Annotated in this window: 22 protein-coding genes; 12 read left to right on the forward strand and 10 right to left on the reverse strand. The window is 61.3% G+C overall.

From position 1 onward, the window contains the following. Window positions 1-15 precede the first annotated feature (15 nt). The 3 genes from BSF44_RS22695 to pcaC are packed head-to-tail and all read left to right on the forward strand — an operon-like array spanning window position 16 to window position 2,587. Window positions 16-1,380: a 3-carboxy-cis,cis-muconate cycloisomerase gene (locus tag BSF44_RS22695; RefSeq protein ID WP_095945403.1), complete on the forward strand. Its 1,365-nt coding sequence runs from the start codon at window positions 16-18 to the stop codon at window positions 1,378-1,380. Between the two features lie 12 nt (window positions 1,381-1,392). After that, the gene (gene pcaD / locus BSF44_RS22700) at window positions 1,393-2,184 is read left to right on the forward strand and encodes a 3-oxoadipate enol-lactonase (protein WP_095945404.1); all 792 of its coding nucleotides are present in this window, start codon (window positions 1,393-1,395) and stop codon (window positions 2,182-2,184) included. Between the two features lie 10 nt (window positions 2,185-2,194). Next, a complete protein-coding gene (gene pcaC / locus BSF44_RS22705; RefSeq protein ID WP_095945405.1) occupies window positions 2,195-2,587 on the forward strand; it encodes a 4-carboxymuconolactone decarboxylase in 393 nt (130 codons plus the stop codon). Window positions 2,588-2,713: 126 nt separating this feature from the next. Here the strand turns inward: pcaC and BSF44_RS22710 are convergent, their stop codons facing one another. The 4 genes from BSF44_RS22710 to BSF44_RS22730 all read right to left on the reverse strand — a co-directional run bounded on the left by BSF44_RS22710 (window position 2,714) and on the right by BSF44_RS22730 (window position 10,353). Beyond that, window positions 2,714-3,973 (reverse strand): OprD family porin, encoded by a 1,260-nt coding sequence (locus tag BSF44_RS22710; RefSeq protein ID WP_095945406.1) that lies wholly within the window; start codon window positions 3,971-3,973, stop codon window positions 2,714-2,716. A gap of 597 nt (window positions 3,974-4,570) precedes the next feature. Further along, on the reverse strand, window positions 4,571-6,031 hold the full coding sequence (gene emhC, locus BSF44_RS22720) for an efflux RND transporter outer membrane subunit EmhC (protein ID WP_095945407.1): 1,461 nt from the start codon (window positions 6,029-6,031) through the stop codon (window positions 4,571-4,573). Continuing rightward, a complete protein-coding gene (emhB, locus tag BSF44_RS22725; RefSeq protein ID WP_095945408.1) occupies window positions 6,031-9,192 on the reverse strand; it encodes an efflux RND transporter permease subunit EmhB in 3,162 nt (1,053 codons plus the stop codon). Before emhB ends, emhC begins: the two co-directional genes overlap by 1 nt. 3 nt (window positions 9,193-9,195) lie before the next feature. Further along, window positions 9,196-10,353 (reverse strand): efflux RND transporter periplasmic adaptor subunit, encoded by a 1,158-nt coding sequence (locus BSF44_RS22730; protein ID WP_095945409.1) that lies wholly within the window; start codon window positions 10,351-10,353, stop codon window positions 9,196-9,198. A 265-nt stretch (window positions 10,354-10,618) separates the two neighbouring features. Here BSF44_RS22730 and emhR point away from each other — a divergent pair, with 265 nt between their 5' ends. Continuing rightward, window positions 10,619-11,251: an efflux system transcriptional repressor EmhR gene (gene emhR / locus BSF44_RS22735; protein WP_095945410.1), complete on the forward strand. Its 633-nt coding sequence runs from the start codon at window positions 10,619-10,621 to the stop codon at window positions 11,249-11,251. A gap of 349 nt (window positions 11,252-11,600) precedes the next feature. On the opposite strand, the gene BSF44_RS22740 is transcribed toward emhR, so the two are convergent. From BSF44_RS22740 to BSF44_RS22750, 3 genes are read right to left on the reverse strand one after another with little or no spacing between them, the layout of a single operon-like run. Then, a complete protein-coding gene (locus BSF44_RS22740; protein WP_095945411.1) occupies window positions 11,601-12,650 on the reverse strand; it encodes an alkene reductase in 1,050 nt (349 codons plus the stop codon). 21 nt (window positions 12,651-12,671) lie between these two features. Further along, entirely contained in the window at window positions 12,672-13,841 is a 1,170-nt protein-coding gene (locus BSF44_RS22745; protein ID WP_095945412.1) for an MFS transporter, read from the reverse strand. A gap of 35 nt (window positions 13,842-13,876) precedes the next feature. Beyond that, window positions 13,877-14,179 carry a helix-turn-helix transcriptional regulator gene (locus BSF44_RS22750; RefSeq protein WP_095945413.1) on the reverse strand — a complete coding sequence of 101 codons (303 nt, stop codon included), beginning with the start codon at window positions 14,177-14,179 and terminating at the stop codon, window positions 13,877-13,879. Between the two features lie 170 nt (window positions 14,180-14,349). Here BSF44_RS22750 and BSF44_RS22755 point away from each other — a divergent pair, with 170 nt between their 5' ends. Beyond that, entirely contained in the window at window positions 14,350-14,928 is a 579-nt protein-coding gene (locus tag BSF44_RS22755) for an ACP phosphodiesterase (protein ID WP_095945414.1), read from the forward strand. 107 nt (window positions 14,929-15,035) lie between these two features. Here BSF44_RS22755 and BSF44_RS22760 read toward each other — a convergent pair whose 3' ends face one another. Both BSF44_RS22760 and olsB read right to left on the reverse strand, forming a co-directional pair. Next, window positions 15,036-15,827, reverse strand: a complete 792-nt coding sequence (locus BSF44_RS22760; protein ID WP_095945415.1) for a 1-acyl-sn-glycerol-3-phosphate acyltransferase — start codon at window positions 15,825-15,827, stop codon at window positions 15,036-15,038. After that, the gene (gene olsB, locus BSF44_RS22765; protein ID WP_057400777.1) at window positions 15,827-16,582 is read right to left on the reverse strand and encodes an L-ornithine N(alpha)-acyltransferase; all 756 of its coding nucleotides are present in this window, start codon (window positions 16,580-16,582) and stop codon (window positions 15,827-15,829) included. The genes BSF44_RS22760 and olsB overlap by 1 nt, the downstream gene beginning before the upstream one ends. A 155-nt stretch (window positions 16,583-16,737) precedes the next feature. Between olsB and BSF44_RS22770 the strand changes: the two genes are divergently transcribed. The 5 genes from BSF44_RS22770 (at window position 16,738) to BSF44_RS22790 (ending at window position 21,065) form a co-directional block, all read left to right on the forward strand. Continuing rightward, window positions 16,738-17,616, forward strand: a complete 879-nt coding sequence (locus tag BSF44_RS22770) for an acyl-CoA dehydrogenase family protein (protein WP_090453575.1) — start codon at window positions 16,738-16,740, stop codon at window positions 17,614-17,616. 155 nt (window positions 17,617-17,771) lie between these two features. Next, window positions 17,772-18,866: a serine hydrolase gene (locus tag BSF44_RS22775; RefSeq protein ID WP_095945416.1), complete on the forward strand. Its 1,095-nt coding sequence runs from the start codon at window positions 17,772-17,774 to the stop codon at window positions 18,864-18,866. After that, window positions 18,863-19,186, forward strand: coding sequence for an amidase (locus BSF44_RS22780; protein WP_095945417.1), 324 nt, complete (start codon window positions 18,863-18,865; stop codon window positions 19,184-19,186). The genes BSF44_RS22775 and BSF44_RS22780 overlap by 4 nt, the downstream gene beginning before the upstream one ends. Before the next feature lie 129 nt (window positions 19,187-19,315). Then, window positions 19,316-19,906, forward strand: a complete 591-nt coding sequence (locus BSF44_RS22785; RefSeq protein ID WP_095945418.1) for a YceI family protein — start codon at window positions 19,316-19,318, stop codon at window positions 19,904-19,906. Window position 19,907: 1 nt separating this feature from the next. Then, the gene (locus BSF44_RS22790) at window positions 19,908-21,065 is read left to right on the forward strand and encodes a phosphatidylserine/phosphatidylglycerophosphate/cardiolipin synthase family protein (protein WP_095945419.1); all 1,158 of its coding nucleotides are present in this window, start codon (window positions 19,908-19,910) and stop codon (window positions 21,063-21,065) included. A 141-nt stretch (window positions 21,066-21,206) separates the two neighbouring features. Here BSF44_RS22790 and bglX read toward each other — a convergent pair whose 3' ends face one another. Then, window positions 21,207-23,498, reverse strand: a complete 2,292-nt coding sequence (gene bglX / locus BSF44_RS22795; protein WP_095945420.1) for a beta-glucosidase BglX — start codon at window positions 23,496-23,498, stop codon at window positions 21,207-21,209. A gap of 263 nt (window positions 23,499-23,761) precedes the next feature. Here bglX and BSF44_RS22800 point away from each other — a divergent pair, with 263 nt between their 5' ends. Together BSF44_RS22800 and BSF44_RS22805 are read left to right on the forward strand one after the other, a co-directional pair. Further along, entirely contained in the window at window positions 23,762-24,367 is a 606-nt protein-coding gene (locus BSF44_RS22800) for a LemA family protein (protein WP_095945421.1), read from the forward strand. A 37-nt stretch (window positions 24,368-24,404) separates the two neighbouring features. Continuing rightward, window positions 24,405-25,193, forward strand: a 789-nt coding sequence (locus BSF44_RS22805; RefSeq protein ID WP_256589140.1) for a YgcG family protein, incomplete at its 3' end; no start/stop codon positions are given.

Raw genomic sequence — 25,193 nt, forward strand, 5'->3', positions numbered from 1 at the left:
CTTCAGGAACTGTTTATGAACCAGCGACCGGGCAATCAATTGTTCGATGCCTATTTCACGGCCCGCGATATGCGTGAGGTGTTCTGCGATCAGGGCCGGGTCCAGGCCATGCTCGATTTTGAAGCGGCACTGGCCCGGGCCGAAGCGCAGGCAGGGTTGATTCCGTCGAGTGTTGTCGCGCCGATTGAAGCGGCTTGCCGCGCCGGGCTTTATGACTTTGCAGCGTTGGGCGAGGCGATTGCCACGGCGGGTAATTCGGCCATTCCGTTGGTCAAGGCGCTGGGCAAACAGATCGCGGCCACCGATGCCGAAGCCGAGCGCTATGTGCATCTGGGCGCGACCAGCCAGGACGTGATGGACAGCGGCCTGGTGCTGCAACTACGCCGCGCTCTGGAACTGATCGAAGGCGACCTGGCACAACTGGGACAGACCCTCGCGTCCCAGGCCCGGCGCTACGCGACCACGCCATTGGCCGGACGTACCTGGCTGCAGCATGCGACACCGGTCACCCTCGGCATGAAGATCGCCGGTTGGCTGGGGGCGGTGACCCGCAGTCGCCAACGCTTGGCCGAACTCAAGCCACGCCTGTTGGTGCTGCAATTCGGCGGTGCTTCCGGAACCCTTGCGGCCCTTGGCGAACAGGCCATGCCGATTGCCCAGGCGCTGGCCGGAGAACTGCAACTGACCTTGCCCGATCAGCCGTGGCACACCCAGCGCGATCGCGTGGTGGAGTTCGGCGCCGTGCTCGGCCTGATCGCCGGCAGTCTCGGCAAACTCGGTCGCGATATCAGCCTGTTGATGCAAACCGAGGCCGCCGAAGTGTTCGAACCTTCGGCGCCGGGCAAGGGCGGTTCCTCGACCATGCCGCACAAACGCAATCCGGTGGGCGCGGCGGTGTTGATCGGCGCGGCGACGCGTGTACCTGGTTTGCTCTCGACGCTGTTCAGCGCCATGCCCCAGGAACACGAGCGCAGTCTCGGTCTATGGCATGCCGAGTGGGAAACCCTGCCGGAGATTTGCTGCCTGGTGTCCGGCAGCCTGCAGCAAGCATTGTTGATCGCCAAAGGGCTGGAGGTGGATGCCGAGCGCATGGCTCGCAATCTCGATTTGACCCAGGGCCTGGTGCTCGCTGAAGCGGTGAGCATCGTTCTCGCGCAACGGGTCGGACGCGATGCCGCGCACCATCTGTTGGAACAATGCTGCAAACGTGCCGTGGCCGAACAGCGTCACCTGCGCGTGGTCCTCGGCGACGAACCGCAAGTGACCGCCGAGCTTTCGGCGGCTGAACTCGATCATCTGCTGGACCCCGCTCACTATCTCGGTCAGGCCAAAACCTGGGTCGAGCGCGCGGTGGCTGAACATTCTGCATTGACTGCCTGAAGGAGACTTGCTGTGGCATTTGTACAACTCGCCGAGGGCGAACTGCATTACCAACTCGATGGGCCGGTCGACGCGCCGGTGCTGGTGCTGTCCAACTCCCTGGGCACTGACCTGCACATGTGGGACGCGCAGATTCCGGCGTTCACCAAGCATTTTCGCGTTCTGCGTTTCGACACCCGTGGTCACGGCCAATCGCTGGTGACGACTGGCCCGTACAGCATCGAGCAACTGGGCCGCGACGTGCTGGCGCTGCTGGATGCGTTGCACATCGAGCGCGCGCATTTCTGCGGATTGTCCATGGGCGGGTTGATCGGCCAGTGGCTGGGCATCAATGCCGGCGATCGCCTGAACAAGCTGATCGTGTGCAACACCGCAGCGAAAATCGGCGATCCGTCGGTGTGGAACCCGCGCATTGAAATGGTGCTGCGCGATGGTCAGGCGGCCATGGTTGCCCTGCGCGATGCGTCGATTGCCCGCTGGTTCACCCCGGATTTCTCCGAAACCAACCCGGCGGCGGCCAAGCAGATTACCGACATGCTCGCGGCCACTTCTCCAGAAGGCTATGCGGCCAACTGCGCGGCGGTGCGTGACGCCGATTTCCGCGATCAGTTGTCTGCGATCAAGGTGCCGTTGCTGGTCATCGCTGGCACCGAAGACGCCGTGACGCCACCGTCCGGCGGGCATTTCATTCAGGAACATGTGCCGGGCGCCGAGTACGCCGAGTTCTATGCCGCGCATTTGTCCAACGTCCAGGCCGGTAATGCGTTCAGCGAGCGCGTGCTGGCGTTTCTGTCGGCTGATTGAGGGTATTGCCGTGGATGAGAAACAACGTTACGACGAGGGGATGGAAGTCCGTCGCGCGGTCCTCGGCGACGCCCACGTCGACCGCAGCCTGACTACCCTGACCGAGTTCAACTCGGAGTTCCAGGAGATGATCACCCGCCACGCCTGGGGTGACATCTGGACCCGCCCGGGCCTGCCGCGCCACACCCGCAGCCTGATCACCATCGCCATGCTGATCGGCATGAACCGCGAGGGCGAACTCAGACTGCACCTGCGCGCCGCCGCCAACAACGGCGTCAGCCGTGGCGAGATCAAGGAAGTGATCATGCAGAGTGCAATCTACTGCGGGATTCCGGCGGCCAATGCGACATTCCACCTGGCGGAGTCGGTGTGGGATGAGTTGGGGGTTGAGTCGCGGGGGTAGCCCCGGCGATTTGCGGTGACTTGCTGACGTCATCGCGAGCAGGCTCGCTCCCACAGTTGTCCGGGTTGCCAAGGCGGACACGGTCTAATGTGGGAGCGAGCCTGCTCGCGATGGCGGTGGTGAGGTTTACAGCAAGCTGATCGGATAGCTGATGATCACCCGGTTCTCATCGAACTCATTGTTGCTGTAGTCGCGGCGCATGGTCGAATTGCGCCATTTCAGGTTCAGGTCTTTCAGCGCACCGCTCTGCACGGTGTAGCCCAGTTCACTTTCGCGCCCCCATTCCTTGCCATCGGTGATGCTGCCGGTGTGCACATTGTCACCGCTGATGTAGCGGTTCATCAGGGTCAGGCCCGGTACACCCACGGCGGCGAAGTTGTAGTCGTGGCGTACTTGCCAGGATTTCTCCCGGGCATTGTCATAGCTGGAGTTGTAGCTGTCGTTGGCCAGGGTACCGCCGCTGGTGCCGTTGACCCGCATCCAGGCATTGTCACCAGTGAGTTTTTGCAGGCCGACGTAGAAGGTGTTGCCGCCGTATTTGGCCGAGAACAAACCGTACATTGTCTTGTTGTCCAACTCGCCGGCCCGGGCGCTGCCGTCATCCTTGCCGTAGAAGAAACCCAGGTTGGCGCCCAGGGTCCAGTTGCCGATCGGCTGGCTGTGGATCAGATTGATGAATTGCTGGCTGTAGATGTCCTTGAGCTCGGCGTTCCACAGTCCGATCTGGGTGCGCTTGTCATTGAACACGTACTCGCCGCCCTGAAAGTTGAAACGATCGGAGGTGAATGCGGCTTTGCCGGTCATCGACATGTCGTCCATGCTGCTGTCGTCGCGCGGGCTGTTCTGGCGGAACTGGCCGCCGTAGAGCGTCAGGCCTGCGATTTCCTTCGAGGTGATCTGGCCGCCTCGGAAGGTTTGCGGCAACGAGCGACCATCGTCGGAACGCAGGATTGGCAGCACCGGCATCCATTCGCCGACTTTGACTTCGGTCTGCGACAGCTTGGCCTTGAACGCCACGTTGGTACGGCCAAAATTGTCTGCCGGGCGACCGTCATGATCCAGCGGCAGCAGTTGTGTACCACCGGTGCCTTTGCCGCCGTCGAGCTTCACCGAATACAAACCGAGCACATCCATGCCGAACCCGACGGTGCCCTGGGTGAACCCGGACTTGGCGTCGAGGATAAAACTCTGCGTCCACTCTTCAGCCTTGCCCTGGGCCTTGGTCGGGTTGGTGAAGTTGCGGTTGATGTAGAAATTGCGCAGGTTCAGGTTGACCTTGGCCCCTTCGACAAAACCCGACTCCTCGGCGCTGGCGGGCAGGGCCGCGCTGGCCAGGGCGGCGGCGATCAGGCTGGGAACGAAATACTGCGCGGTGGAAGACGTCATGAGCTCGGGTCTCTCTAATTCTTGGGGATGAAGCGGGGTGATGCCGCAACCCGGGGTTGCAGACGAATATTCGAAATCAGCACAAAACGAAGCGGGTCAGCCGGAGAGGGCAGGGCGCGGGGGCATGGTGTCGAACCTGTTGTTATTGGTTTTGTGGTTCGGATGGTGCGTGGAATGTACTGGATGGTTCAATCGTAAAAAGCGGGTTTTGGGCGATTATCGAACGTAAGATTGATCGGGACTTTTCGGTGCATTGGCCGGCCCCATCGCCAGCAGGGCTGGCTCCCACAGGTGACCGTGTTCCTTCAGGAGAAATGCGGTCGATGTGGGAGCCAGCCCTGCTGGCGATGAGGCCTTAACCCACAATACAAATTTTCAGGCAGGCAACAAAAAGCCCACCAATCGGTTAATGCTGTTCACTTAAGCGAATGTGGTCCTCTGTAGGAGCGAGCTTGCTCGCGATGGTCGTTAACGATAACGCGTATTTACTGGCTAAACGCGGCGTTCTTGAGTCCATCGCGAGCAAGCTCGCTCCTACAACTTCCTTAACTGAACAGCATTACACCAATCGGTGGGCTTCGTGTTTTCACAACGCTATCAGAACAACTTCATCTTCGGCGCTTCTTCTTTCAACGGCTCGTTCTTCGCCGTCTGTTCGTTCCAGCCACCACCCAGGGCCTTGTACAGGTTGACCTGGCTGACCAGCTGCGCCAGACGGTCGGTGATCAGCACCTGTTGCGCACTGAACAGCTGACGCTGGGCATCGAGGAAGGTCAGGTTGCTGTCGACACCGATGCGGTAACGACGCTCGGCCAGGCGGTAGTAGTCCTGGTTGGCACTGACGAAGTCTTTCTGTGCCTGCAACTGCTGGACGTAGGTCTGGCGCGCGGCCAGGCCGTCGGCGACTTCCTGGAAGGCCGTTTGAATGGACTTCTCGTAGTTCGCCACGCCGATGTCTTTCTGGATTTTCGAGTAATCCAGGCTGGCACGCAGGCTACCGGCGTTGAAGATCGGCAGGTTGATCTGCGGCTGGAACAACCAGGTGCCCGAACCACCCTTGAACAAACCGGACAGGTCCGGGCTCAGGGTGCCGGCATTGGCCGTGAGGCTGATGCTCGGGAAGAACGCAGCCCGCGCCGCGCCGATGTTGGCGTTGGCGGCCTTCAGGTTGTACTCGGCCTGAAGGATGTCCGGACGACGATGCAGCAAGTCCGACGGCAGGCCGGGTGGAACGTCGCTGAGCAGGTCGTCGTCAAGCGGTTTGGCCGTTTGCAGATTGGCCGGAATACCGGTGCCGAGCAGCAGCACCAGGCTGTTCTCGTCCTGGGCGACCTGACGGGTGTACTTGGCCAGTTGCGCACGGGCGTTTTCCACCGAGGTGCGCGACTGCGCCAGGTCCAGGGCCGAGGCGACGCCGACTTCGTTGCTGCGGGCGGTGAGCTTGTAGCTCTCCTCGAAGGCGGCCAGGGTGTCCTGGGTCAGCTTGTACAGTTCCTTGTCGGCCTGCCAGGTCAGGTAGGCATTGGCCACACTGGCCACCAGGCTGATTTGCGTGCTGCGGCGGCCTTCTTCGGTGGCGAAGTACTTCTGCAACGCTTCTTCGTTCAGGCTGCGAACCCGACCGAACAGGTCGAGTTCATACGCACTGACGCCAAGAGTGGCCGAGTAGGAACTGGTGATGCCGGCTTCGCCGGTCTGCGAGGCGTCAGCCGGAAGCCGCTGACGGCTGCCGCTGCCGTTGGCCGAGACGGCCGGGAACAGATCTGCACGGGAGATGCGGTATTGAGCCGCGAACGCGTCGATGTTCAGGGCCGCGACACGCAGGTCACGGTTGTTTTCCAGGGCTACCTGGATCAGCTGTTGCAGCGCCGGGTCATGGAAAAACTGCTTCCAGCCCTGCTCGGCAGCCGCTTGCGCCGGAGCCTGGGCCGGTGAATACGCCAGGCCCTGCGGGTACTGGCCCGCCACCGGCGCTTCGGGCTGCTGATAATCAGGTATCAGCGAACAGCCACCGAGCACGAAGGCGGCGACTGCCAGGGAGAGTAGCGACTTGCTCATTAGCCAGCCTCTTTAGGAGTTTCAGTAGCGTCATCCTGGTCGGCGATTTTGCGCTGGCCTATGGACGACACGGTGACGAAGAACAGCGGGACCCAGAAGATCGCCAGCACAGTGGCCGTGATCATACCGCCGATCACGCCGGTACCGATTGCATGCTGGCTACCGGAACCTGCGCCGGTGGATATCGCCAGTGGTACCACACCGAGGACGAAGGCGAGCGAGGTCATGATGATCGGTCGCAGACGCATGCGGCAAGCCTCGATCGCCGCATCGCGCAGGCTACGCCCTTGTTCATGCAGTTCCTTGGCAAATTCGACAATCAGAATGGCGTTTTTCGCCGCCAGACCGATAGTCGTCAACAAGCCTACCTGGAAGTACACGTCGTTGGACAAACCACGCAGGCTGGTGGCCATCAGTGCACCAATGATCCCCAACGGTACCACCAACATCACCGCGATCGGAATCGACCAGCTTTCATACAACGCCGCCAGGCACAGGAACACCATCAGCAGCGACAGGGCGTACAGCGCCGGCGCTTGCGAGCCGGACAGACGCTCTTCGTACGACAGGCCGGTCCAGGAAATACCGACGCCCGCCGGCAGTTTCTTGGCGATGGCTTCGACTTCGAGCATGGCTTCACCGGTGGAATAGCCGGGCGCCGGGGCGCCGAGGATTTCCATCGCTTCCACGCCGTTGTAACGGGCCAGTTTCGGCGAACCGTAAATCCACTCGCCCTTGGCGAACGCCGAGAACGGAACCATGGTGCCGACGCTATTGCGCACGTACCACTTCTGCAGGTCTTCAGGGCCCATTCGAGCGCCTGGCTGGCCTTGCACGTACACCTTCTTCACGCGACCACGGTCGATGAAGTCGTTGACGTAGCTACTGCCCAGGGCAATCGACAGGGTGTTGTTGATGTCGGCGATGGTAATGCCCAGGGCACTGGCCTTCTCGTCATCGATTTCCAGCTGGTATTGCGGTTCGTCGTTCAGGCCGTTCGGACGCACCTGAGACAGAATTTTGCTTTGTGCGGCCATGCCGAGGAACTGGTTGCGCGCTTGCATCAGTTTTTCGTGGCCGATACCGGCACGGTCCTGCAGGAACACGTCGAAACCGGTGGCGTTACCCAGTTCTAGTACCGCCGGTGGCGCGAAGGCGAACACCATGGCATCGCGGAAGGTGAAGAAGTGTTGCTGGGCACGGGCCGCCACCTTGAACACGTTGTTGTCGGCGTTACGTTCGTCCCACGGGCGCAGCATGATGAACGCCATGCCCGAGCTCTGGCCACGGCCGGCGAAGTTGAAGCCGGTCACGGTAAACACGGAGTTCACCGCATCGCCTTCACCGCCATCCTTGCCAGGGCGAAGCAGGAATTCACGCATTTCGTCCACGACCACCTGGGTGCGTTGCGACGTCGAACCGGCCGGGGTCTGCACCTGGGCGAACAGTACACCCTGGTCTTCTTCCGGCAGGAACGCCGTTGGAATGCGGGTGAACAGCCAGATCATGCCCACCACGATCAGCAGGTACGCCAACAGGTACGGGATCTTGCGCTGCAGAATATTGCCGACACCGCGTTCGTAGCTGCGAACGCCGCGGTCGAAATTGCGGTTGAACCAGCCAAAGAAACCGCGTTTCGGGGTGCCGTGCTCGCCTTTCGGAATCGGCTTGAGCATGGTGGCGCAGAGCGCCGGGGTGAAGATCAGCGCGACCAGTACCGACAGGGCCATGGCCGAGACGATGGTGATCGAGAACTGCTTGTAAATCACACCGGTGGAGCCGCTGAAGAACGCCATGGGCAGCAGAACCGCCGACAGCACCAGGGCGATACCAACCAGCGCGCCCTGGATCTGGCCCATGGACTTCTTGGTGGCTTCCTTGGGTGACAGGCCTTCTTCGCTCATCACCCGTTCGACGTTTTCCACCACGACGATGGCGTCGTCCACCAGCAAGCCGATGGCCAGCACCATGCCGAACATGGTCAGGGTGTTGATGCTGAAACCCGCTGCCGCGAGGATGCCGAACGTACCGAGCAATACCACCGGCACGGTCATCGTGGTGATGATGGTGGCGCGGAAGTTTTGCAGGAACAGGAACATCACCAGGAACACCAGCGCGACCGCTTCGACCAGGGTGTGAACCACGCCCCTGATCGATTCGGTCACCACCGGGGTGGTGTCGTACGGGAACACCACTTCCATCCCTTCAGGGAAGAACGGCTTGAGGCTGTCGATGGTCGTGCGCAGGGCCTTGGCGGTATCCAGAGCGTTGGCACCGGTGGCCAGCTTCACCGCCAGACCGGAAGCCGGCGCGCCGTTGAACTGGGCGTTGATGCTGTAGTTCTCGCCACCCAGACCGACTTCGGCGACATCTTTGAGGCGAACCTGGGAACCGTCCTTGTTGACCTTGAGCAGGATCTTGTCGAATTGCTCGGCGGTCTGCAGGCGGGTCTTGCCGATGATCGTCGCGTTCAGCTGGGTGTCGGGCAGGGCAGGCAGGCCGCCGAGCTGGCCGGATGACACCTGGACGTTTTGCGCGGCGATAGCGGTTTTGACGTCGATCGGGGTCAGGTTGTAGTTGTTCAACTTGGCCGGGTCGAGCCAGATGCGCATGGCGTACTGGGAACCGAACACCTGGAAGTCGCCGACACCGGCGGTCCGCGAGATCGGGTCCTGCATGTTCGACACGATGTAGTTGGACAGGTCGTCCTTGGTCATGCTGCCGTCACGCGACACCACGCCGATCACCAACAGGAAGTTCTTCACCGCCTTGGTCACACGGATACCCTGTTGCTGCACTTCTTGCGGCAGCAGCGGGGTGGCCAGGTTCAGCTTGTTCTGGACCTGAACCTGCGCGGTGTCGGAGTTGGTGCCTTGCTCGAAGGTCGCGGTAATGGTCATGGTGCCGTCGGAGTTACTTTCCGACGAGACATAACGCAGGTTGTCGATACCGTTGAGCTGTTGCTCGATCACCTGAACCACGGTGTCCTGAACCGTTTGTGCCGAAGCACCCGGGTAGGTCACGGAGATGGCGATCGCTGGAGGTGCAATGCTCGGGTACTGGTTGATCGGCAACCTGAGGATCGATAGTGCCCCGACCAACATGATCACCAGGGCAATTACCCAGGCGAAAATCGGACGGTCGATAAAAAATTTCGACATGGTTTACTCCCCTTCGCCGCCGGAGGCTTTATTAGCTGCCTGGGCGGGGGCCGGGTTCTTTGCGGCTACGTTGGTCGCTTCACTGGCCTTGACTTCGATGCCGGGTTTGACGAATTGCAGACCTTCGGTGATCAGGCGATCGCCGGCCTTCAGGCCGTCTTCGATCAGCCATTGATTGCCGACAGTGCGGTTGGCCTTGAGTTGACGCAGTTCAACCTTGTTGTCCGGGCCGACAACCAGTGCGGTTGGCGTCCCCTTGAGGTCGCGGGTCACGCCTTGCTGCGGGGCCAGGATCGCCGCGCTGTTCACACCGGCCAGCAACTTGGCGTGCACGAACATGCCAGGCAGAAGAGTGTGATCAGGGTTCGGGAAAATGGCGCGCAGGGTGACGGAACCGGTGGTCTGGTCAACCGAGATTTCGGAGAACTCCAGCTTGCCGTCCAGCTTGTACTCGCTGCCGTCTTCGAGGGTCAGCTTGACCGAGGCCGCGTTGTCGCCGGCCTTTTGCAGGCGACCGCTTTCGAGCTCACGGCGCAGTTGCAGCAGCTCGACCGAGGACTGCGTCACGTCGACGTAGATCGGGTCGATTTGCTGGATCACCGCCATCGCGTCGACCTGGGCATTGCTCACCAGCGCGCCTTCGGTCACCGAGGAGCGGCCGATGCGGCCGGTCAGCGGGGCATAGACCTTGGTGTAGCGCACGTTGATCTGTGCGGTCTGCAGCGCCGCCTCCGATTGCAGGCGGTTGGCCACGGCGGTGTCGTATTCCTGACGGCTTACGGCCTGCTCGTCGACCAGTTGCTTGTAGCGGTCGGAAATCGACTTGGTCGAACGCAGATTGGCTTCGGCGCTGGCGAGCGTTGCTTCATAGATCGACGGGTCGATCTGATAGAGCTGCTGGCCGGCCTTGACGTCGCTGCCTTCCTTGAACAGGCGCTTGAGAATGATGCCGTTGACCTGCGGGCGGACTTCGGCAATGCGGAACGCGCTGGTGCGGCCGGGTAGATCGGAAGTCAGGGTGAAAGCTTGCGGTTGCAGAGTCACGACGCCGACCTGAGGCGGTGGGGCGGCCGGTGCTGCCTCTTCCTTTTTGCATCCGCTGAGCAGCGATGCCAGGGCGACGGCGGCGACCAGAGCGGTAACAGCTGGCTTGAATTGCATGAAAATCCTCGGGTCAGGCGCGCAAGGTGCGCACTAGAAAGGTGGAAGGTTGAAAAATGTTTGCCGAGTGGATAAGTAGCTTGCTAAGGAATATACTTACGTACATGGCTGTTTGTAAATACCCAGGCTATGTACCCACGCCGTTACACAAGCCTTTGAAAGGTTGGAATTGTAGGCCGGGGACGAACCCCCAGAACGTTCGCCCCACTTTTATTCAGCCGATGTTCAGGCATCGCTGAAGTACCCTGATTGAGGTTGTACTGCCATGGTCCGTCGTACCAAAGAGGAAGCTCAGGAAACCCGCGCGCAAATTCTCGTGGCGGCCGAAAAGGCCTTTTACGAGCGGGGCGTGGCGCGCACGACCCTGGCGGACATCGCGACCCTGGCCGGCGTCACTCGAGGGGCCATCTACTGGCATTTCAGCAACAAGGCGGATCTGGTGCAGGCCATGCTCGACACCTTGCATGAGCCACTGGAAGAAATGGCCAAGGCCAGCGAAAGCGAAGACGAACTCGATCCCCTGGGCTGCATGCGCAAACTGTTGATTCATTTGTTTCATCAAATTGCGCTGGACCCGAAAACCCGACGCATCAATGAGATTCTTTTTCATAAGTGCGAATTCACCGATGAAATGTGCGACCTGCGCCAACAACGGGTGTCCGCCAGCCTTGAATGCAATGTGCGGATCGGCCTGGCCCTGAGTAATGCCGTGAATCGTGGCCAGTTGCCGGAAAACCTCGACACCGCCCGCGCCGCAGTCAGCTTGCATGCTTACATTGATGGCATCCTGTACCAGTGGTTGCTGGCCCCCGACAGTTTTGAATTGCACACCGAAGCCGAGCGTTGGGTCGATACCGGGCTGGATCTGTTGCGCTTCAGCCCCAGCTTGCGCAAGTAAAGCAAAATGCGTAATCGGTGCCTTGTGTGTCAACCGTTGACGCCGAAGATGAACAGTTCTTCACGCGCCCTTCGACAATGGGGTGCTTTTATATACTTACACTCGGCAGGTTGACAGGTAGCAAGCTCAGTAATTTGTAGGGAATTTGTGTCGAGTCCGTGAGAGCCCATCTATTGCCCCTGTAGGAGCGAGCCTGCTCGCGATGGCGGTCTGTCATTCAGCATCATCGTTGAATGTTAATCCGCTATCGCGAGCAGGCTCGCTCCTACAGTGGATTGTGTTAACCGTCCAGATACTAAAAAGCCCCGGCTCTTTCGAGTCGGGGCTTTTGCGTTTCAACGGTTGCTGATTACAGCGATGGGTAGTCGATGTAACCAACCGGGCCCTTGGCGTAGAACAGTTCCGGGCGCGCTTCGTTCAGCGGCGCGTCGGCCTGCAAGCGTGCCGGCAGGTCAGGGTTGGCAATGAAAGGTACGCCGAAGGCGACTGCATCGGCCTTGCCACTGGCGAGCAACGCGTTGGCGCTGTCCTTGGTGAAACGCTCGTTGGCAATGTAAGGGCCGCCGAAGGCTTCCTTGAGCTGTGGGCCGAGGCTGTCGGCACCCTCTTTCTCCCGCGAGCAGATGAAGGCAATGCCACGCTGGCCCAGTTCGCGAGCGACGTAGGTGAAGGTCTCTGCCAGGTTGTCGTCGCCCATGTCATGCAAGTCGGCGCGTGGCGACAGGTGCACGCCCACACGGCCGGCGCCCCAGATTTCGATGGCGGCATCGGTCACTTCCAGCAGCAGGCGGGCACGGTTCTCCAGGGCGCCGCCGTAGTTGTCGGTGCGCTGGTTGGTGCTGCTTTGCAGGAACTGGTCGAGCAGGTAACCGTTGGCGGCATGGATCTCCACACCGTCGAAGCCGGCAGCCTTGGCGTTCTCGGCACCGACGCGGTAAGCGTCGACGATGTCAGCGATTTCAGCGGTTTCCAGGGCGCGCGGCACCGGGAAGTCGGCCAGCGGACGCACCAGGCTGACATGGCCCTTTGGCTGGATGGCGCTCGGGGCGACCGGGGCTTCATCGTTCAGGTACAAACCGTGGGAAATGCGCCCCACGTGCCACAGTTGCAGGAAGATCTTGCCGCCCGCGCCGTGGATCGCCTTGGTCACGTTGGACCAGCCACGCACCTGATCGTTGGACCAGATACCCGGGGTGTCCGGGTAGCCGACACCCATCGGCGTCACCGAAGTGGCTTCGCTGAGGATCAGGCCGGCGGAGGCACGTTGCACGTAGTACTCGGCCATCAGCGCGTTGGGCACGCGACCTTCGTCGGCGCGGCAGCGGGTCAGTGGCGCCATGATGATGCGGTTGGCCAACTCGAGGTCGCCCAGTTTGATCGGATCGAAAATAGTCGTCATTTAAAGGCTCTCTTTTGGAGATCAGTTAGAAGTGGCAGGGGCCAGATCGGGATTGCCGCTCTGACGGAAGGTAATCAGGGTCGCCAGCAAGGCGAGTACCGCCAGTACGGCTGCCGCGAGGGGCACGCTGGTCAGGCCGAAGCCGTGGGCTATCACGCTGCCGCCGACCCAGGCACCCAAGGCGTTGCCGATGTTGAAAGCGCCGATGTTCAGGGTCGACACCAGGTTCGGTGCGGCCTTGCCGAAGGTCACCACGTTCACTTGCAGCGCCGGTACGGCGGCGAAGCACGCGGTGGCCCAGAGGAACAGGGTGATTTCGGTGGGGATCAGCGCGACGCTGGTCCAGGTCAGCAAGGTGGACACCACGGCCATGGTGATGAACACACCGATCAGCGTCGCGGCCATGCCTTTGTCGGCCAACTTGCCGCCGATAATGTTGCCGACCGTCAGGCCCAGGCCGATGAGCATCAGGGTCCAGGTCACGCCACGGGGCGAGACACCGGTGACTTCGCCCAGCAGCGGCGCAACGTAGGTGAACAGGGTGAACACCGAGGCGGCGAACAGCGCGGTCATGCTCAGGGACAGCCAGATGCCGCCGCCCTTGAGTGCGGCCAGTTCGGCGCGCATGTCGAGTTTTTCTTCATCACGCTTGGCCGGAAGGAAGCGGATCAAACCGATCAATGCGATTACACCGATCACGGTCACGGCCCAGAAGGTCGAACGCCAGCCGGCTTCCTGACCGAGGGCGGTGCCCAGCGGTACGCCGAGGACGTTGGCCAGGGTCAGGCCGGTGAACATCAGGGCCACGGCCGAAGCGCGTTTGTTCGCAGGCACCAGGCCGGCGGCTACCACTGAACCGATACCGAAGAAGGCGCCATGGCACAGGGCGGTAACCACACGGGCGAACATCAGCACGTTGTAGTCGCCGGCCACTGCGCAGAGCAGGTTGCCGATAATGAAGATGCCCATCAACGCCACCAGGGCTGCCTTGCGCGGCAGTTTGGCGGTGGCCAGCGCCATGAACGGCGCGCCGATGGCCACGCCCAGGGCGTAACCGGTCACCAGCCAGCCGGCACCGGGAATCGACACACCGAGGTCAGCCGCCACGTTGGGCAGCAGGCCCATGATGACGAACTCCGTGGTGCCGATGGCGAAGGCGCTCAAGGCCAGGATGAGTAGCGAGAGGGGCATTGTTTCATTCCTTTTCGGCTGGCTGACGTAAAGGGTCAGAGCTCTTGGCTGAAGGTTTTGAGGAATTCCTGGATGGTTTCCTCGTTGCGTTTGAAGAAGTGCCACTGGCCGACTTTGCGGCTGCTGATCAGGCCGGCGCGTTGCAGGGTCGCCAGGTGTGCGGACACCGTGGACTGCGACAGGCCGCAACGTTGATCGATCTGCCCGGCACAAACGCCGTGCTCGTTACTGTGGGACTGGTCGGGAAATTCGACGGTCGGGTCCTTGAGCCAGTGCAGGATGTCTCGCCGTACTGGGTGTGCCAGGGCTTTTATTATTTCGTCGAGATTGATGGTCATGATGTGGGCTCGTGATGTTTAAAACGCTATATCGCGATGAGGCGAACTTTAAATCGGTATTTCGCGATATACAAATATGATTTGGCTCTGACCAGCTCACATTTCGGTATATCGAGTTATAACGATATGATGAGTGTAACAAGACAAGGGGGCAGTGCTAAGCTGCGCCCATGAACTATCTCGCACATCTTCACCTCGGTGGCCAGCGTCCCGGCCAGTTGCTCGGCAGTCTGTATGGCGATTTCGTCAAGGGACGGCTGCAAGGGCAATTCGCTCCGGAAATCGAGGGGGCTATCCAGTTGCACCGCAGCATCGACGTGTACACCGATCGCCATCCGCTGGTGGACGTCGCACTGTCGCGTTTCTCCCTGACCCGTCGTCGCTACGCGGGGATCGTGCTCGACGTGTTTTTCGACCATTGTCTGGCCCGGGACTGGACGCTGTATGCCGACCGGCCTCTGGCGTTGTTCACCTCGGACGTTTACCGGGTGCTGTCCAGCGAACGACAACTGCCGGAGCGGCTGGCGAAGATTGCGCCGCACATGGTGGCCAATGACTGGTTGGGTTCGTATCAGGAGTTCGAAGTGTTGGAGCAGGTATTGCGCGGGATCTCGCGGCGCCTGACCCGGCCGGAAGAGCTGGCGGCGGCGATGCAGGAGTTGCGGCGGTTGTATGAGCCGTTGAGCGAAGACTTTCGGTTGTTCTATCCGCAGCTTCAGGATTTTGCCCGGAACTATCGAACACCATAAACCACTGTAGGAGCGAGCCTGCTCGCGATTGCGATCTGTCATTCAGCATCATCGTTGAATGTTAATCCGCTATCGCGAGCAGGCTCGCTCCTACAGGAGGCATGTGTTTACGCTGCAATGGCAGGGCGCATCGGGGCTCGTTGCGGTTCGACAATTTCGCCGAATAACACCTTCTGCACCGCCTGTTGCGCCTCGAACGCCAGGGCCGCGCGTTCCCGGCCTTCGCAAGCGATTGGCTTGAGCAGATGAATCTCGACACCGCCACGGTCATTGGCAAACAACCGCATCAGATGCGACAGCAAATCATCGTCGCCAATAAATGGAGCCAGCGCGCAAGGCTCGCCGTTACGCACATAACGAATCGCCACCGGCTGCATGGCCACTTCGGAGTCGATGGCGGCGGACAGCAGGCGGCCGTGGAAAGTACGCAGCGAACGGCCATCGGTAGTGGTGCCTTCGGGGAACATCAGCAGCGGGTGTGCCTGTTCCAGGTGACGGGTCATCTGCTTGCGGATCAACTGGCTGTCACCCGAGCCACGGCGGATAAACAGGCTGCCGGCTTTGGCCGCCAGCCAGCCGGCTACCGGCCAGGTGCGCACTTCGGCCTTGGACAGGAACGACAGCGGCGTGAGCATGCCCAGCAGCGGGATGTCGGTCCAGGACACGTGGTTGCTGACCCAGAGCATCGGTGCCTTCGGCAACTCGCCGTGGACAGTCACGTCGAAGGGCAGGGCATTGCTCAGGCGGGCCATGAAAAACCGCGACCAGCGTTGCCGGCGCGCCATCGAATGGGCCATGCCCAAGCGCTCGAACAGCCCGAACACACTGGCCATGCCCAAGCCCAGCGTCACTACCATCAGCACTCGCGCGATTCGCGCGTACACCCGCAACCGGCCCATTACACAGCCGCCTTGAAGTGTTTGGCATAACGCGGGCAGAGTTCGTCGCGCTTGAGCAGGATGAACACGTCGGCGACCTGGAAGTCTTCGTCCCAGCATGGCTCGCCGCAGATCTTCGCGCCCAGGCGCATGTAGGCCTTGAGCAGCGGTGGCATTTCGGCGATCACGTTCGACGGAATGTCGAGGCTCGGCAGCGGGTTTTTCGGCTCGGCGCGCAGATGTTCGGTGCACAGGTAGCGTTCGCGCAGACGCTGCATGATCGCGTGGGCCTGCACGCCGCCATCCTGCATCGGAATGCTCGCACAACCCATCAGGTAGCTGTAGCCGCCCTGGTTCAGGACTTCGGCCAGTTCGCCCCAGAGCACGGCGATGGTGCCGCCATTGCGGTAGGCCGGGTCGACACAGGTGCGACCGATTTCCAGGATCGGGCCTTGCAGGTGCACCAGACCGTGGAGGCTGAATTCTTCTTCGCTGTAGAATTTGCCCAGGCTGCTGGCAGCCGTGTGGTCGAGTAAACGGGTGGTTGCCACCAGGCGACCGGTATTCAAGTCACGCACGCCGATGTGGGCGCAGTGAACGTCGTAGTCATCCATGTCCAGACCCAGTTCAGCGCCTTTGAGCCTGGCGTTGAATTCGCCGCTGAACACGTTGAAGCGCAAGGCCTGGGCTTCCTGCAAAGCCTCGGCGCCCACCAGGCGTTCGGCTTGCAGGCGGCGTTCGTTGCCGGTGTCGCTGATGCGGGCGATCTGAGTCATGGCGAATCTCCGTGCGGGCTGCTCACCCGTCTTTGGGCTACAGCGAATCGACTTTCTTTGTCTAGCCGTGTTGTGCAAAGTCAGGCTATGTAGCCCCGGTGTCATCGCCATTAAGCTTTGGTGATGCTTATATGACAGCCTTCGAGGAGACTCTTATGCCCTGGCAAACCCTGTTGAACCGCCGTGATCGCTTGCCCGCCAACCCGGATCTGGCGGAAGGTTTCGCGACCTTGTTGCAGCAGTTGGGAACGGTCACTCCGTTTGAATTGGCGGTGCTTGGCGGGCGGTTGATGGCGACACCGGGGCAAGCGTTTCTGGTGGGGTATCAGGCGGCCTTGCGCATGCTCTGGCCGAGCGCGCCACTGAGCCTGGGCGCGTTGTGCGCCACCGAGCAGCGCAGCCTGCGCCCGGCCGATATGCAAACCCGACTGAGCGATTTGCGCCTGAGCGGACGCAAGGATTTCGTCACCGCCGGCAATGCCGCCGACTGGCTGCTGGTGGCGGCGCGCAGCGAGGAGCCCGGCGCCGATCCACGCTTGAGCCTGGCGGTGATCTATCGCGATGAGCCGGGTGTGCGGGTGGAAAAGCTGGCGCCGCTCCCGTTGATGCCGGACATCAGCCATGGCCGGTTGTTTCTGGATAACGCGCTGTGCGAGTTGCTCGCAGGGGATGGTTGGGACGCTTACGTCAAACCGTTCCGAACTTTGGAAGACATCTATGTGCTGAGCGCCATGACAGCGTGGTTGTATGGCGTCGGCCAGGAATGCGATTGGCCGCAAGGCTTGCAATTGCGGTTGCTGGGGTTACTGGCGGGGTGCGCGGAAACCAGCCGCCAGCCACCCACCCATCCGGCCGGGCATGTGTTGCTTGGCGGGTTGTTTGCGCAGTTCGAAGGGCTCAAGACTGAAGTGAATGAGGCGCTGGCCGGAGGGCCTCAAGAGTGGGCGGCGATGTGGCAACGGGATCAGGCGGTGATGGATTTGGCTGCAGGGGCGCGGGGCAAGCGGTTGGCCAAGGCATTGGCGGCGTATTGATGGGCCTCATCGCGAGCAGGCTCGCTCCTACATTTGGAATGCATTCCCCTGTAGGAGTGAGCCTGCTCGCGATAGCAATCTTTCAGGCAATACAAATTTCAGAACTGTCATCAACCTCGGCTAGGCTCAGCAGGTTCAATCTCCGAGCCCCCGCCATGTCCAAAGGCTTGTCCCTGACTTTCCTGCTGTTGCTCAGCCTCACGGCCCAGGCCGAAAACTGGCCCGCCGAGCAATGGCCGACCGCCCCGACGCCGACCGGACCGGCGCTTCAAGCCCTGGAGGCTTACGCCTTTCCATCCCGCGATGACAGCACTCGCCAGGGCATCCGCACCGATGCTTTGTTGGTAATCCGCGACGGCCAGTTGATCTACGAACGCTACGTCGGCCCGACGACGGCCGAGACGCCGCACCTGACCTGGTCGATCAGCAAGAGCCTGATGGCGACGGTCCTCGGTGTGGCCTACGGTGAAGGCTTGTTCAAGCTTGGCGACCCTGTCGCGAAGTTTTATCCGCCCCTGCAAAAACACCCCGACATGACCATGGCCGACCTGCTGCACTGGGCCTCGGGTCTGGATTGGCAGGAAGACTACGAATACGCACCGCTGAAGTCTTCGGTGGTGGCCATGCTCTACACCCGCGGTCACCACGACATGGCCGCGTTCACCGCAGCCCATGATTCATACGCGACGCCGGGCCAGGCATTTCGCTACTCCAGCGGTGACAGCAACCTGTTGTCGGCCGCATTGAAAACCATCGTCGGTCCCAGCCGCTATCCGGACTATCCGTGGATTGCGCTGTTCGAGCCGCTGGGCATTCGCCATGCCGTGTGGGAAACCGATGCCACCGGCACTTTCGTCGCGTCGTCCTATGCCTACCTCACGGCACGGGATCTGGCCCGGATCGGTCTGTTGATGGCCCGCGAGGGGCGCTGGGGCGACAGGCAACTGCTGCCCAAGGACTGGGTGGCGTTCAACCGCGAGCCGTTCGTTCACTATCACACGCACCAGGACGATGCCGTCCCCGGCGGCCAGTGGTGGCTCAATCGGGCCGTTGAGGGCGCGGCACGACCCTGGCCCGATGCTCCCGCCGACACCTTCGCCGCACTGGGGCATTGGGGGCAGGCGATGTATGTGATCCCCAGTGAACAGCTGGTGATCGTGCGCTACGGCGATGACCGCGACGGTACTTACCGGCACAACCAACTGCTCCAGCTCGCACTCAAGGCCTTTGCCGGAAAGGTGCAGCCATGAGCGGTTTCATTCGCCGTCGACCGGTCAGCTCCCTGTTGCTGATCCCGCTGATCGCCTTGCTTGGCTGGATCTGGCACGAGCGGGTGGCGCTGTGGGCGTTCCCCGACATCATCAGCGCCTACACCGCCAAGGAATACTGTTCGTGCCGCTACGTGATGAACAATGACCTCGAGTACTGCCACGGTTATGTGAAACAGTGGCTGCCCGCCAGCGCCTTTGTCGATGATCCGGCCGGCAAGCGTGTCACGGTCAGCGGCATGGGTCGCAGCAACAGTGCGGTGTGGATCGGCGAACGCCAGGGCTGTCGCTTGCAGCCCTGACTGCGATGAAATTGTGAGGCCGGGCGAGGGCTCCCTCGCCACAAAGGCAGGTTTGGAGTAATAGACGGCTTGCAATGCGCTGAAGGCCAGTTAAGGTTCAGCACAGGTTTATCTGCCCTACGAGTCTCTATGTTCAAGCGCTCCACCTTCCAGACCATCACTTTCCTGCTGCTGGCCAGCGCCGCATTGTCGGCCCGCGCCGACTGGTACCTCGACGGCGAGTCTTCGCGCCTGTCGTTTGTCAGCACCAAGAATGCCAATGTTTCCGAAGTGCAGCGCTTCCTGGTGCTGCACGGCAAGGTCGACCCAGAGGGGCTGGCGCAGGTGGAAGTCGAGCTGGAATCGATCAACAGCGGCGTACCCCTGCGCGATGAACGCATGCGTAAGGAGCTGTTCCAGATCGACCGGTTTCCCGACGCCTTGATCACCACGAAAATCGATCTGCGCCCGATCAATGATCTCGCTCCCGGCGCACAGCTGGAATTGCGCCTGCCACTGACCGTCGACCTGCATGGCAAGCAACACGAATACAACGCACAGCTACTGGCGACCCGTCTCGATGACCGGCGCTTTCAGGTGGTGACCCTCGAACCGCTGGTGATCAACGCCGAAGATTTCGATTTGGCTCCCGGGCTGGAAGCGTTGCGCAAAATGGCCGGTCTGTCGGCGATCAGTTTTTCAGTGCCGGTGAGTGCGGTGCTGATTTTCACGGCGCGCTGATATGGCCGGAGCGATTTTTCCGTGGCGTGAAGGCAACCACTTTGAACTGCTGGTCGATGGCCCGCAGTTTTTTCCGCGCATGCTGGTGGCGATTGCCCGGGCTGAAGAACAGGTCGAACTGGAGCTGTATCTGGTGGAGGCGGGCGCCTGCGCCGAAGCCATGGTCCAGGCCTTGGTGCAGGCCGCCGAGCGCGGTGTGCGGGTGCGTTGTCTGTTCGATGATTACGGCAGCCTCGCTTTCACCCTGACCTTGCGCCAGCGGCTGATGTCTGCCGGTGTGGAGCTGCGTTTTTACAATCGCCTGAGCTGGCGACGCTGGGTCGGCAACTTCTACCGCGATCACCGCAAGCTGTTACTGGTGGACCAGAGCCTGGCCGTGGTCGGCGGCACCGGTGTCACTGATGAGTTCTGGACACCGGGCGAAGACGTCAGCGAATGGCATGAAGTGATGGTGGAAATCACCGGTCCGCTGGTGCTCGACTGGCAACTGCTGTTCGATCGTCAGTGGATTGCCAACCGCCATCGACGTGCCTGGCGACCGGCCTCGCATTTCGGTCTGCCGCGCCTGCCACGGGTGCCGTCGATAGGCGAGGGTATGGGCCGGGTGGCCTATGCCGATGCCCGTCAACACCGGGACATTCTGCAGTCGCTGGTGCGCGCCCTGAACAGCGGTCAGCGACGGATCTGGCTGGCCACGCCGTACTTTTTGCCGACCTGGAAAGTCCGCCGCTCCCTGCGCCGGGCAGCTGCCCGGGGCGTTGATGTGCGGTTGCTGCTGACCGGGCCCCGAACCGATCACCCATCCGTGCGCTATGCCGGCCATCGCTACTACCCGCGACTGCTCAGGGCCGGCGTGACGATTTACGAATACCAGCCGTGTTTCCTGCACTTGAAAATGGTCCTGATCGATGACTGGGTGAGCATCGGCTCGTGCAATTTCGATCACTGGAACCTGCGCTTCAATCTGGAAGCCAACCTGGAAGCGCTGGACCCCGGATTGACCCGAGCGGTAGCCGCGAGTTTCGAACGGGACTTCGGGTTGAGTGAGCAAGTCAGTCTGGAAGAGTGGAAGCGTCGGCCACTGTGGCGGCGGATCAAGCAGCGGGTGTGGGGATGGGTGGATCGGGTGGTGGTGAATCTGCTGGATCGACGGGGTTGAACGGGATTTTTCAAACACCCTGAAACCACCGTAGGAGCGAGCCTGCTCGCGATGAGGCCATAACATTCAACATCATTGTTGACTGTCAGGCCGCCATCGCGAGCAGGCTCGCTCCTACAAGTTTTTGCGTTGTTTCAGGTATTACAGCAACTCAAAACTCTGCTGCGTCACGTCCTCTGAATCCAGGCCGATCTGTACGTTGAACTTGCCCGGTTCCGCCGCGTACTTGAGCTGGGTGTTGTAGAACTTCAGGTCGTCCTCGGTGATGGTGAAGTGCACGACTTTCTGTTCGCCGGCCTTGATCATCACTTTCTGGAAGTTCTTCAGTTCCTTGATCGGGCGGATCATCGAGCCTGCCACGTCCTGGATGTACAACTGCACCACGGTTTCGCCGTCGCGCTTGCCGGTGTTTTTCACCGTGACGCTGGCGTCGAGCTTGCCGGTCTTGTTCAGTGTGGTCGACGACAGGGCCATGTCGCTCAGGCTGAACTCGGTGTAGCTCAGGCCGTAACCGAACGGATACAGGGGACCGGTGGTGTCATCGAAGTACTGCGAGGTGTAGTTGCCCGGCTTGCCCGGAGTGAACGGCCGGCCAATGGTCAGGTGGTTGTAGTAGGTCGGAATCTGGCCGACCGAACGCGGGATGCTGATCGGTAGTTTGCCCGACGGGTTGTAGTCGCCGAACAGCACATCGGCGATGGCGTTGCCGCCCTCGGTGCCGGTGAACCAGGTTTCCAGGATCGCGTCGGCCTGTTCTTTCTCTTCGAGGATCGTCAGCGGACGGCCGTTCATCAACACCAGTACCAGCGGTTTGCCGGTGGCTTTCAAGGCTCGGATCAGCTCGCGCTGGTTTTCCGGGATGTTCAGGTCGGTGCGGCTCGACGATTCGTGGGACATGCCACGGGATTCACCGACGGCGGCAACGACCACATCGGCATCCTTGGCCGCTTTCACCGCTTCGTCGATCAGCACCTTCGCCGGGCGCGGGTCATCCACCACTTCCGGGGCGTCGAAGTTGAGGAAGTTCAGGTAGCCGAGGATTTTCGGGTCGCTGGTGATGTTGGCGCCACGGGCGTAGATCAGTGTCGATTTGCCGCCCAGCGCGTTGGTCATGCCGTCGAACAGGGTCACCGACTGGGCTGGCTTACCGGCGGCAGCCCAACTGCCCATCATGTCGATGGGCGCCTTGGCCAGCGGACCGACCAGGGCGATTTTCGCGGTTTTCTTCAGTGGCAGGGTTTCGTTGCGGTTTTTCAGCAGCACCTGGCTGCGGCGTGCCACATCACGGGCCTCGGCGCGATGCAGGCGACTGTCGGCGTAGGTGTCGACCGGATCATCCTCGGCCTTGCCGATGCGCAGGTACGGGTCCTTGAACAGGCCCATGTCGTACTTGGCGCCGAGCACCGCACGCACGGCATTGTCGATGTCGCTCTGCTGGATATCGCCGGACTTCAGCAGCCCTGGCAGCTCTTTGCCGTACAGGGTGTCGTTCATGCTCATGTGGATACCGGCCTTGATCGCCAGCTTCGCCGCTTCGCGACCGTCGGCGGCAACGCCGTGCTTGATCAGCTCGAAAATCGCTCCGTGGTCGCTGACCGCCAGGCCCTTGAAGCCCCACTCCTTGCGCAGCAGGTCATTCATCAGCCAGGTGTTGGCAGTGGCGGGCACGCCGTTGATCGAGTTCAGCGCAACCATCACGCCGCCCGCGCCGGCCTCAATCGCCGCGTGGTAGGGCGGCAGGTAGTCCTGGTACATCTTGACCGGGCTCATGTCGACCACGTTGTAGTCGCGGCCACCCTCGACCGCGCCGTACAGGGCGAAGTGCTTGACGCTGGCCATGATGCTGTCGGCCGCGTTCGCGCCTGTGCCCTGGAACGCCTTGACCATCACGCCGGCAATGCGCGACACCAGGTAGGTGTCTTCGCCGAAGCCTTCGGAGGTACGGCCCCAGCGCGGATCGCGGGAGATGTCGACCATCGGCGCGAAGGTGATGTCGAGGCTGTCAGCCGCGGCTTCCTTGGCGGCAATGCGCCCGGACAGGCCGATGGCGTCCATGTCCCAGCTCGAGGCCAGGGCCAGCGGGATCGGGAAAATGGTGCGGTGGCCGTGGATCACGTCGTAGGCGAAGAACATCGGGATCTTCAGGCGGCTGCGCATGGCCGCGTCCTGCATCGGGCGGTTTTCCGGGCGGGTGATCGAGTTGAACGTACCGCCGATGTTGCCGGCCGCGATCTCCTTGCGGATCATTTCGCGCGGCATTTCCGGGCCGATGCTGATCAGGCGCAGCTGGCCGATTTTTTCATCGAGGGTCATTTGCTTCATCAGGTTGCTGACGAAGGCTTCCTTGTTCTCCAGGGGTGCGGGCGTCGTGGCGGCCAATACGTTATGACTGGCCAGGCTGACGAACAGGCCCAGCAAACACAGCTTCTTCATGAATAGTTTTCTCAAGGGCCCAAACGGCGATGTACACGCCGGCCAGCCAAAATTTAGGGAGCGTCTATTGTTGTTCGGGTGCCGGCTCAAAAGACCAGAGCCAAAAAACCACAGCCAGATGGCGGATGCGTTTTCGCGCAGGGCCTCTTTTTAGCCCATCGGCCCGCTGCAATCCAGAGGCGCGGGCGATTATGCCCCAAGAGCCGGCCCAGAAGGTTTCGCGGTCGGTTTTTTCATGAAATGTACAAGGGAGCATCATCCTGATGAATGTAAGTCCAACCTACCGTTCGCGTTTGCAGGTCGTCACGCTGCTGATGCTGGCCTCGTTGCTGACCGCCTGCGGCATCAACAACATCCCCACCCTCGACGAGCAGGCCAAGGCCGCCTGGGGCCAGGTGCAGAACCAGTATCAGCGGCGCGCCGACCTGATTCCCAACCTGGTGGAAACCGTCAAGGGCTATGCGGCCCACGAGCAGGAAACCCTGACCGCCGTCATCGAGGCCCGGGCCAAGGCTACGTCGATCCAGGTGGATGCCTCGACCCTCGACAACCCGGAAAAGCTCAAGCAGTACCAACAGGCCCAGGACCAGCTCAGCGGCGCATTGAGCCGTTTGATGGTGGTTTCCGAGCGTTATCCGGATCTCAAGGCCAACCAGAATTTCCTCGCCTTGCAATCGCAGCTTGAAGGCACTGAGAACCGCATCAGCGTGGCCCGGCGCGATTTCATCCTCGCGGTGCAGAAATACAACACCGAGATCCGCACGTTCCCCGGTCGCCTGTGGCACACCGTGATGTACAGCGACCTGCCGATGCGCGAGACCTTCGAAGCCACGCCGGGTTCGGAAAAGGCCCCCGAGGTCAAGTTCTGAACAGCGGTAATCGGCGTCGCCATACAAGAGGTTGCCCATGCGCGTCCTGAAAACAGGCCTGTTGCTGTTGTTGTGGGTGGTGACGATCGCTGCCCGGGCCGAGCTGAACTTTCCGGCGCTGACCGGGCGGGTGGTCGACAACGCGCAGATGATCGAGCCATCGGTGCGCCAACAGCTCACCCAACAACTTCAGGCCCATGAACAAGCCACCGGCGAGCAGCTTGTGGTCGTGACTTTGCCGGATTTGCAAGGTACTGACATCGCCGACTTCGGTTACCAACTCGGCCGCCACTGGGGCATTGGGCAGAAGGACAAGAACAACGGCGCCTTGCTGATCATCGCCCGGGACGAGCGCCGGCTGCGCATCGAAGTCGGCTATGGTCTGGAGGATCGACTGACCGATGCCCAGAGTTCGGTGATCATCAATCAGGTCATCACCCCGTCATTCAAGACCGGCAACTTCAGTAAGGGCATCAGTGACGGTGTGGCGGCGATGCTGGTGGTGCTGGGCGGCAATCCCCTGGACGAACCCTCCACGGCGTATGAATCCAGAGGCGATCCGGGGGACGATTTCATCGCACGGCATCCCGGTTTGTTCGTGTTTTTGGTGATGTTGCTCATCCTGGCTGTTTTTGTGTGCCAGATGCTCGGTATCCTCCCTGCTGGCCGGGGCGGTTCCGGTGGATCCGGGGGTGGCTTTGGCGGTGGTGACTTTCGGCAGGCGGAACACCAGGCACAGCACGATGAAGATGGCCCACTGCACCAGCAGCAGGCTGTGCAGGGTCAGCCAACCGGTGAAGTAATGCACGATGCCCGGTACCAGCAG

This window comes from Pseudomonas sp. ACN8, assembly GCF_002303925.1.
In the GTDB taxonomy this organism is placed as follows: domain Bacteria; phylum Pseudomonadota; class Gammaproteobacteria; order Pseudomonadales; family Pseudomonadaceae; genus Aquipseudomonas.

Excerpts from the sequence above, each read along its gene's own strand:
- BSF44_RS22770 (WP_090453575.1), top strand. The coding sequence starts at position 16,738 with ATGCCCTGGCAAACCCTGTTGAACCGCCGTGATCGCTTGCCCGCCAAC.
- BSF44_RS22790 (WP_095945419.1), top strand. The coding sequence starts at position 19,908 with ATGGCCGGAGCGATTTTTCCGTGGCGTGAAGGCAACCACTTTGAACTG.
- BSF44_RS22780 (WP_095945417.1), top strand. The coding sequence starts at position 18,863 with ATGAGCGGTTTCATTCGCCGTCGACCGGTCAGCTCCCTGTTGCTGATC.
- BSF44_RS22730 (WP_095945409.1), bottom strand. The coding sequence starts at position 10,353 with ATGCAATTCAAGCCAGCTGTTACCGCTCTGGTCGCCGCCGTCGCCCTG.
- emhC (WP_095945407.1), bottom strand. The coding sequence starts at position 6,031 with ATGAGCAAGTCGCTACTCTCCCTGGCAGTCGCCGCCTTCGTGCTCGGT.
- emhB (WP_095945408.1), bottom strand. The coding sequence starts at position 9,192 with ATGTCGAAATTTTTTATCGACCGTCCGATTTTCGCCTGGGTAATTGCC.
- BSF44_RS22800 (WP_095945421.1), top strand. The coding sequence starts at position 23,762 with ATGAATGTAAGTCCAACCTACCGTTCGCGTTTGCAGGTCGTCACGCTG.
- bglX (WP_095945420.1), bottom strand. The coding sequence starts at position 23,498 with ATGAAGAAGCTGTGTTTGCTGGGCCTGTTCGTCAGCCTGGCCAGTCAT.
- BSF44_RS22745 (WP_095945412.1), bottom strand. The coding sequence starts at position 13,841 with ATGCCCCTCTCGCTACTCATCCTGGCCTTGAGCGCCTTCGCCATCGGC.
- BSF44_RS22775 (WP_095945416.1), top strand. The coding sequence starts at position 17,772 with ATGTCCAAAGGCTTGTCCCTGACTTTCCTGCTGTTGCTCAGCCTCACG.
- BSF44_RS22740 (WP_095945411.1), bottom strand. The coding sequence starts at position 12,650 with ATGACGACTATTTTCGATCCGATCAAACTGGGCGACCTCGAGTTGGCC.
- BSF44_RS22695 (WP_095945403.1), top strand. The coding sequence starts at position 16 with ATGAACCAGCGACCGGGCAATCAATTGTTCGATGCCTATTTCACGGCC.
- BSF44_RS22750 (WP_095945413.1), bottom strand. The coding sequence starts at position 14,179 with ATGACCATCAATCTCGACGAAATAATAAAAGCCCTGGCACACCCAGTA.
- BSF44_RS22755 (WP_095945414.1), top strand. The coding sequence starts at position 14,350 with ATGAACTATCTCGCACATCTTCACCTCGGTGGCCAGCGTCCCGGCCAG.
- BSF44_RS22785 (WP_095945418.1), top strand. The coding sequence starts at position 19,316 with ATGTTCAAGCGCTCCACCTTCCAGACCATCACTTTCCTGCTGCTGGCC.
- BSF44_RS22760 (WP_095945415.1), bottom strand. The coding sequence starts at position 15,827 with ATGGGCCGGTTGCGGGTGTACGCGCGAATCGCGCGAGTGCTGATGGTA.
- BSF44_RS22710 (WP_095945406.1), bottom strand. The coding sequence starts at position 3,973 with ATGACGTCTTCCACCGCGCAGTATTTCGTTCCCAGCCTGATCGCCGCC.
- olsB (WP_057400777.1), bottom strand. The coding sequence starts at position 16,582 with ATGACTCAGATCGCCCGCATCAGCGACACCGGCAACGAACGCCGCCTG.
- emhR (WP_095945410.1), top strand. The coding sequence starts at position 10,619 with ATGGTCCGTCGTACCAAAGAGGAAGCTCAGGAAACCCGCGCGCAAATT.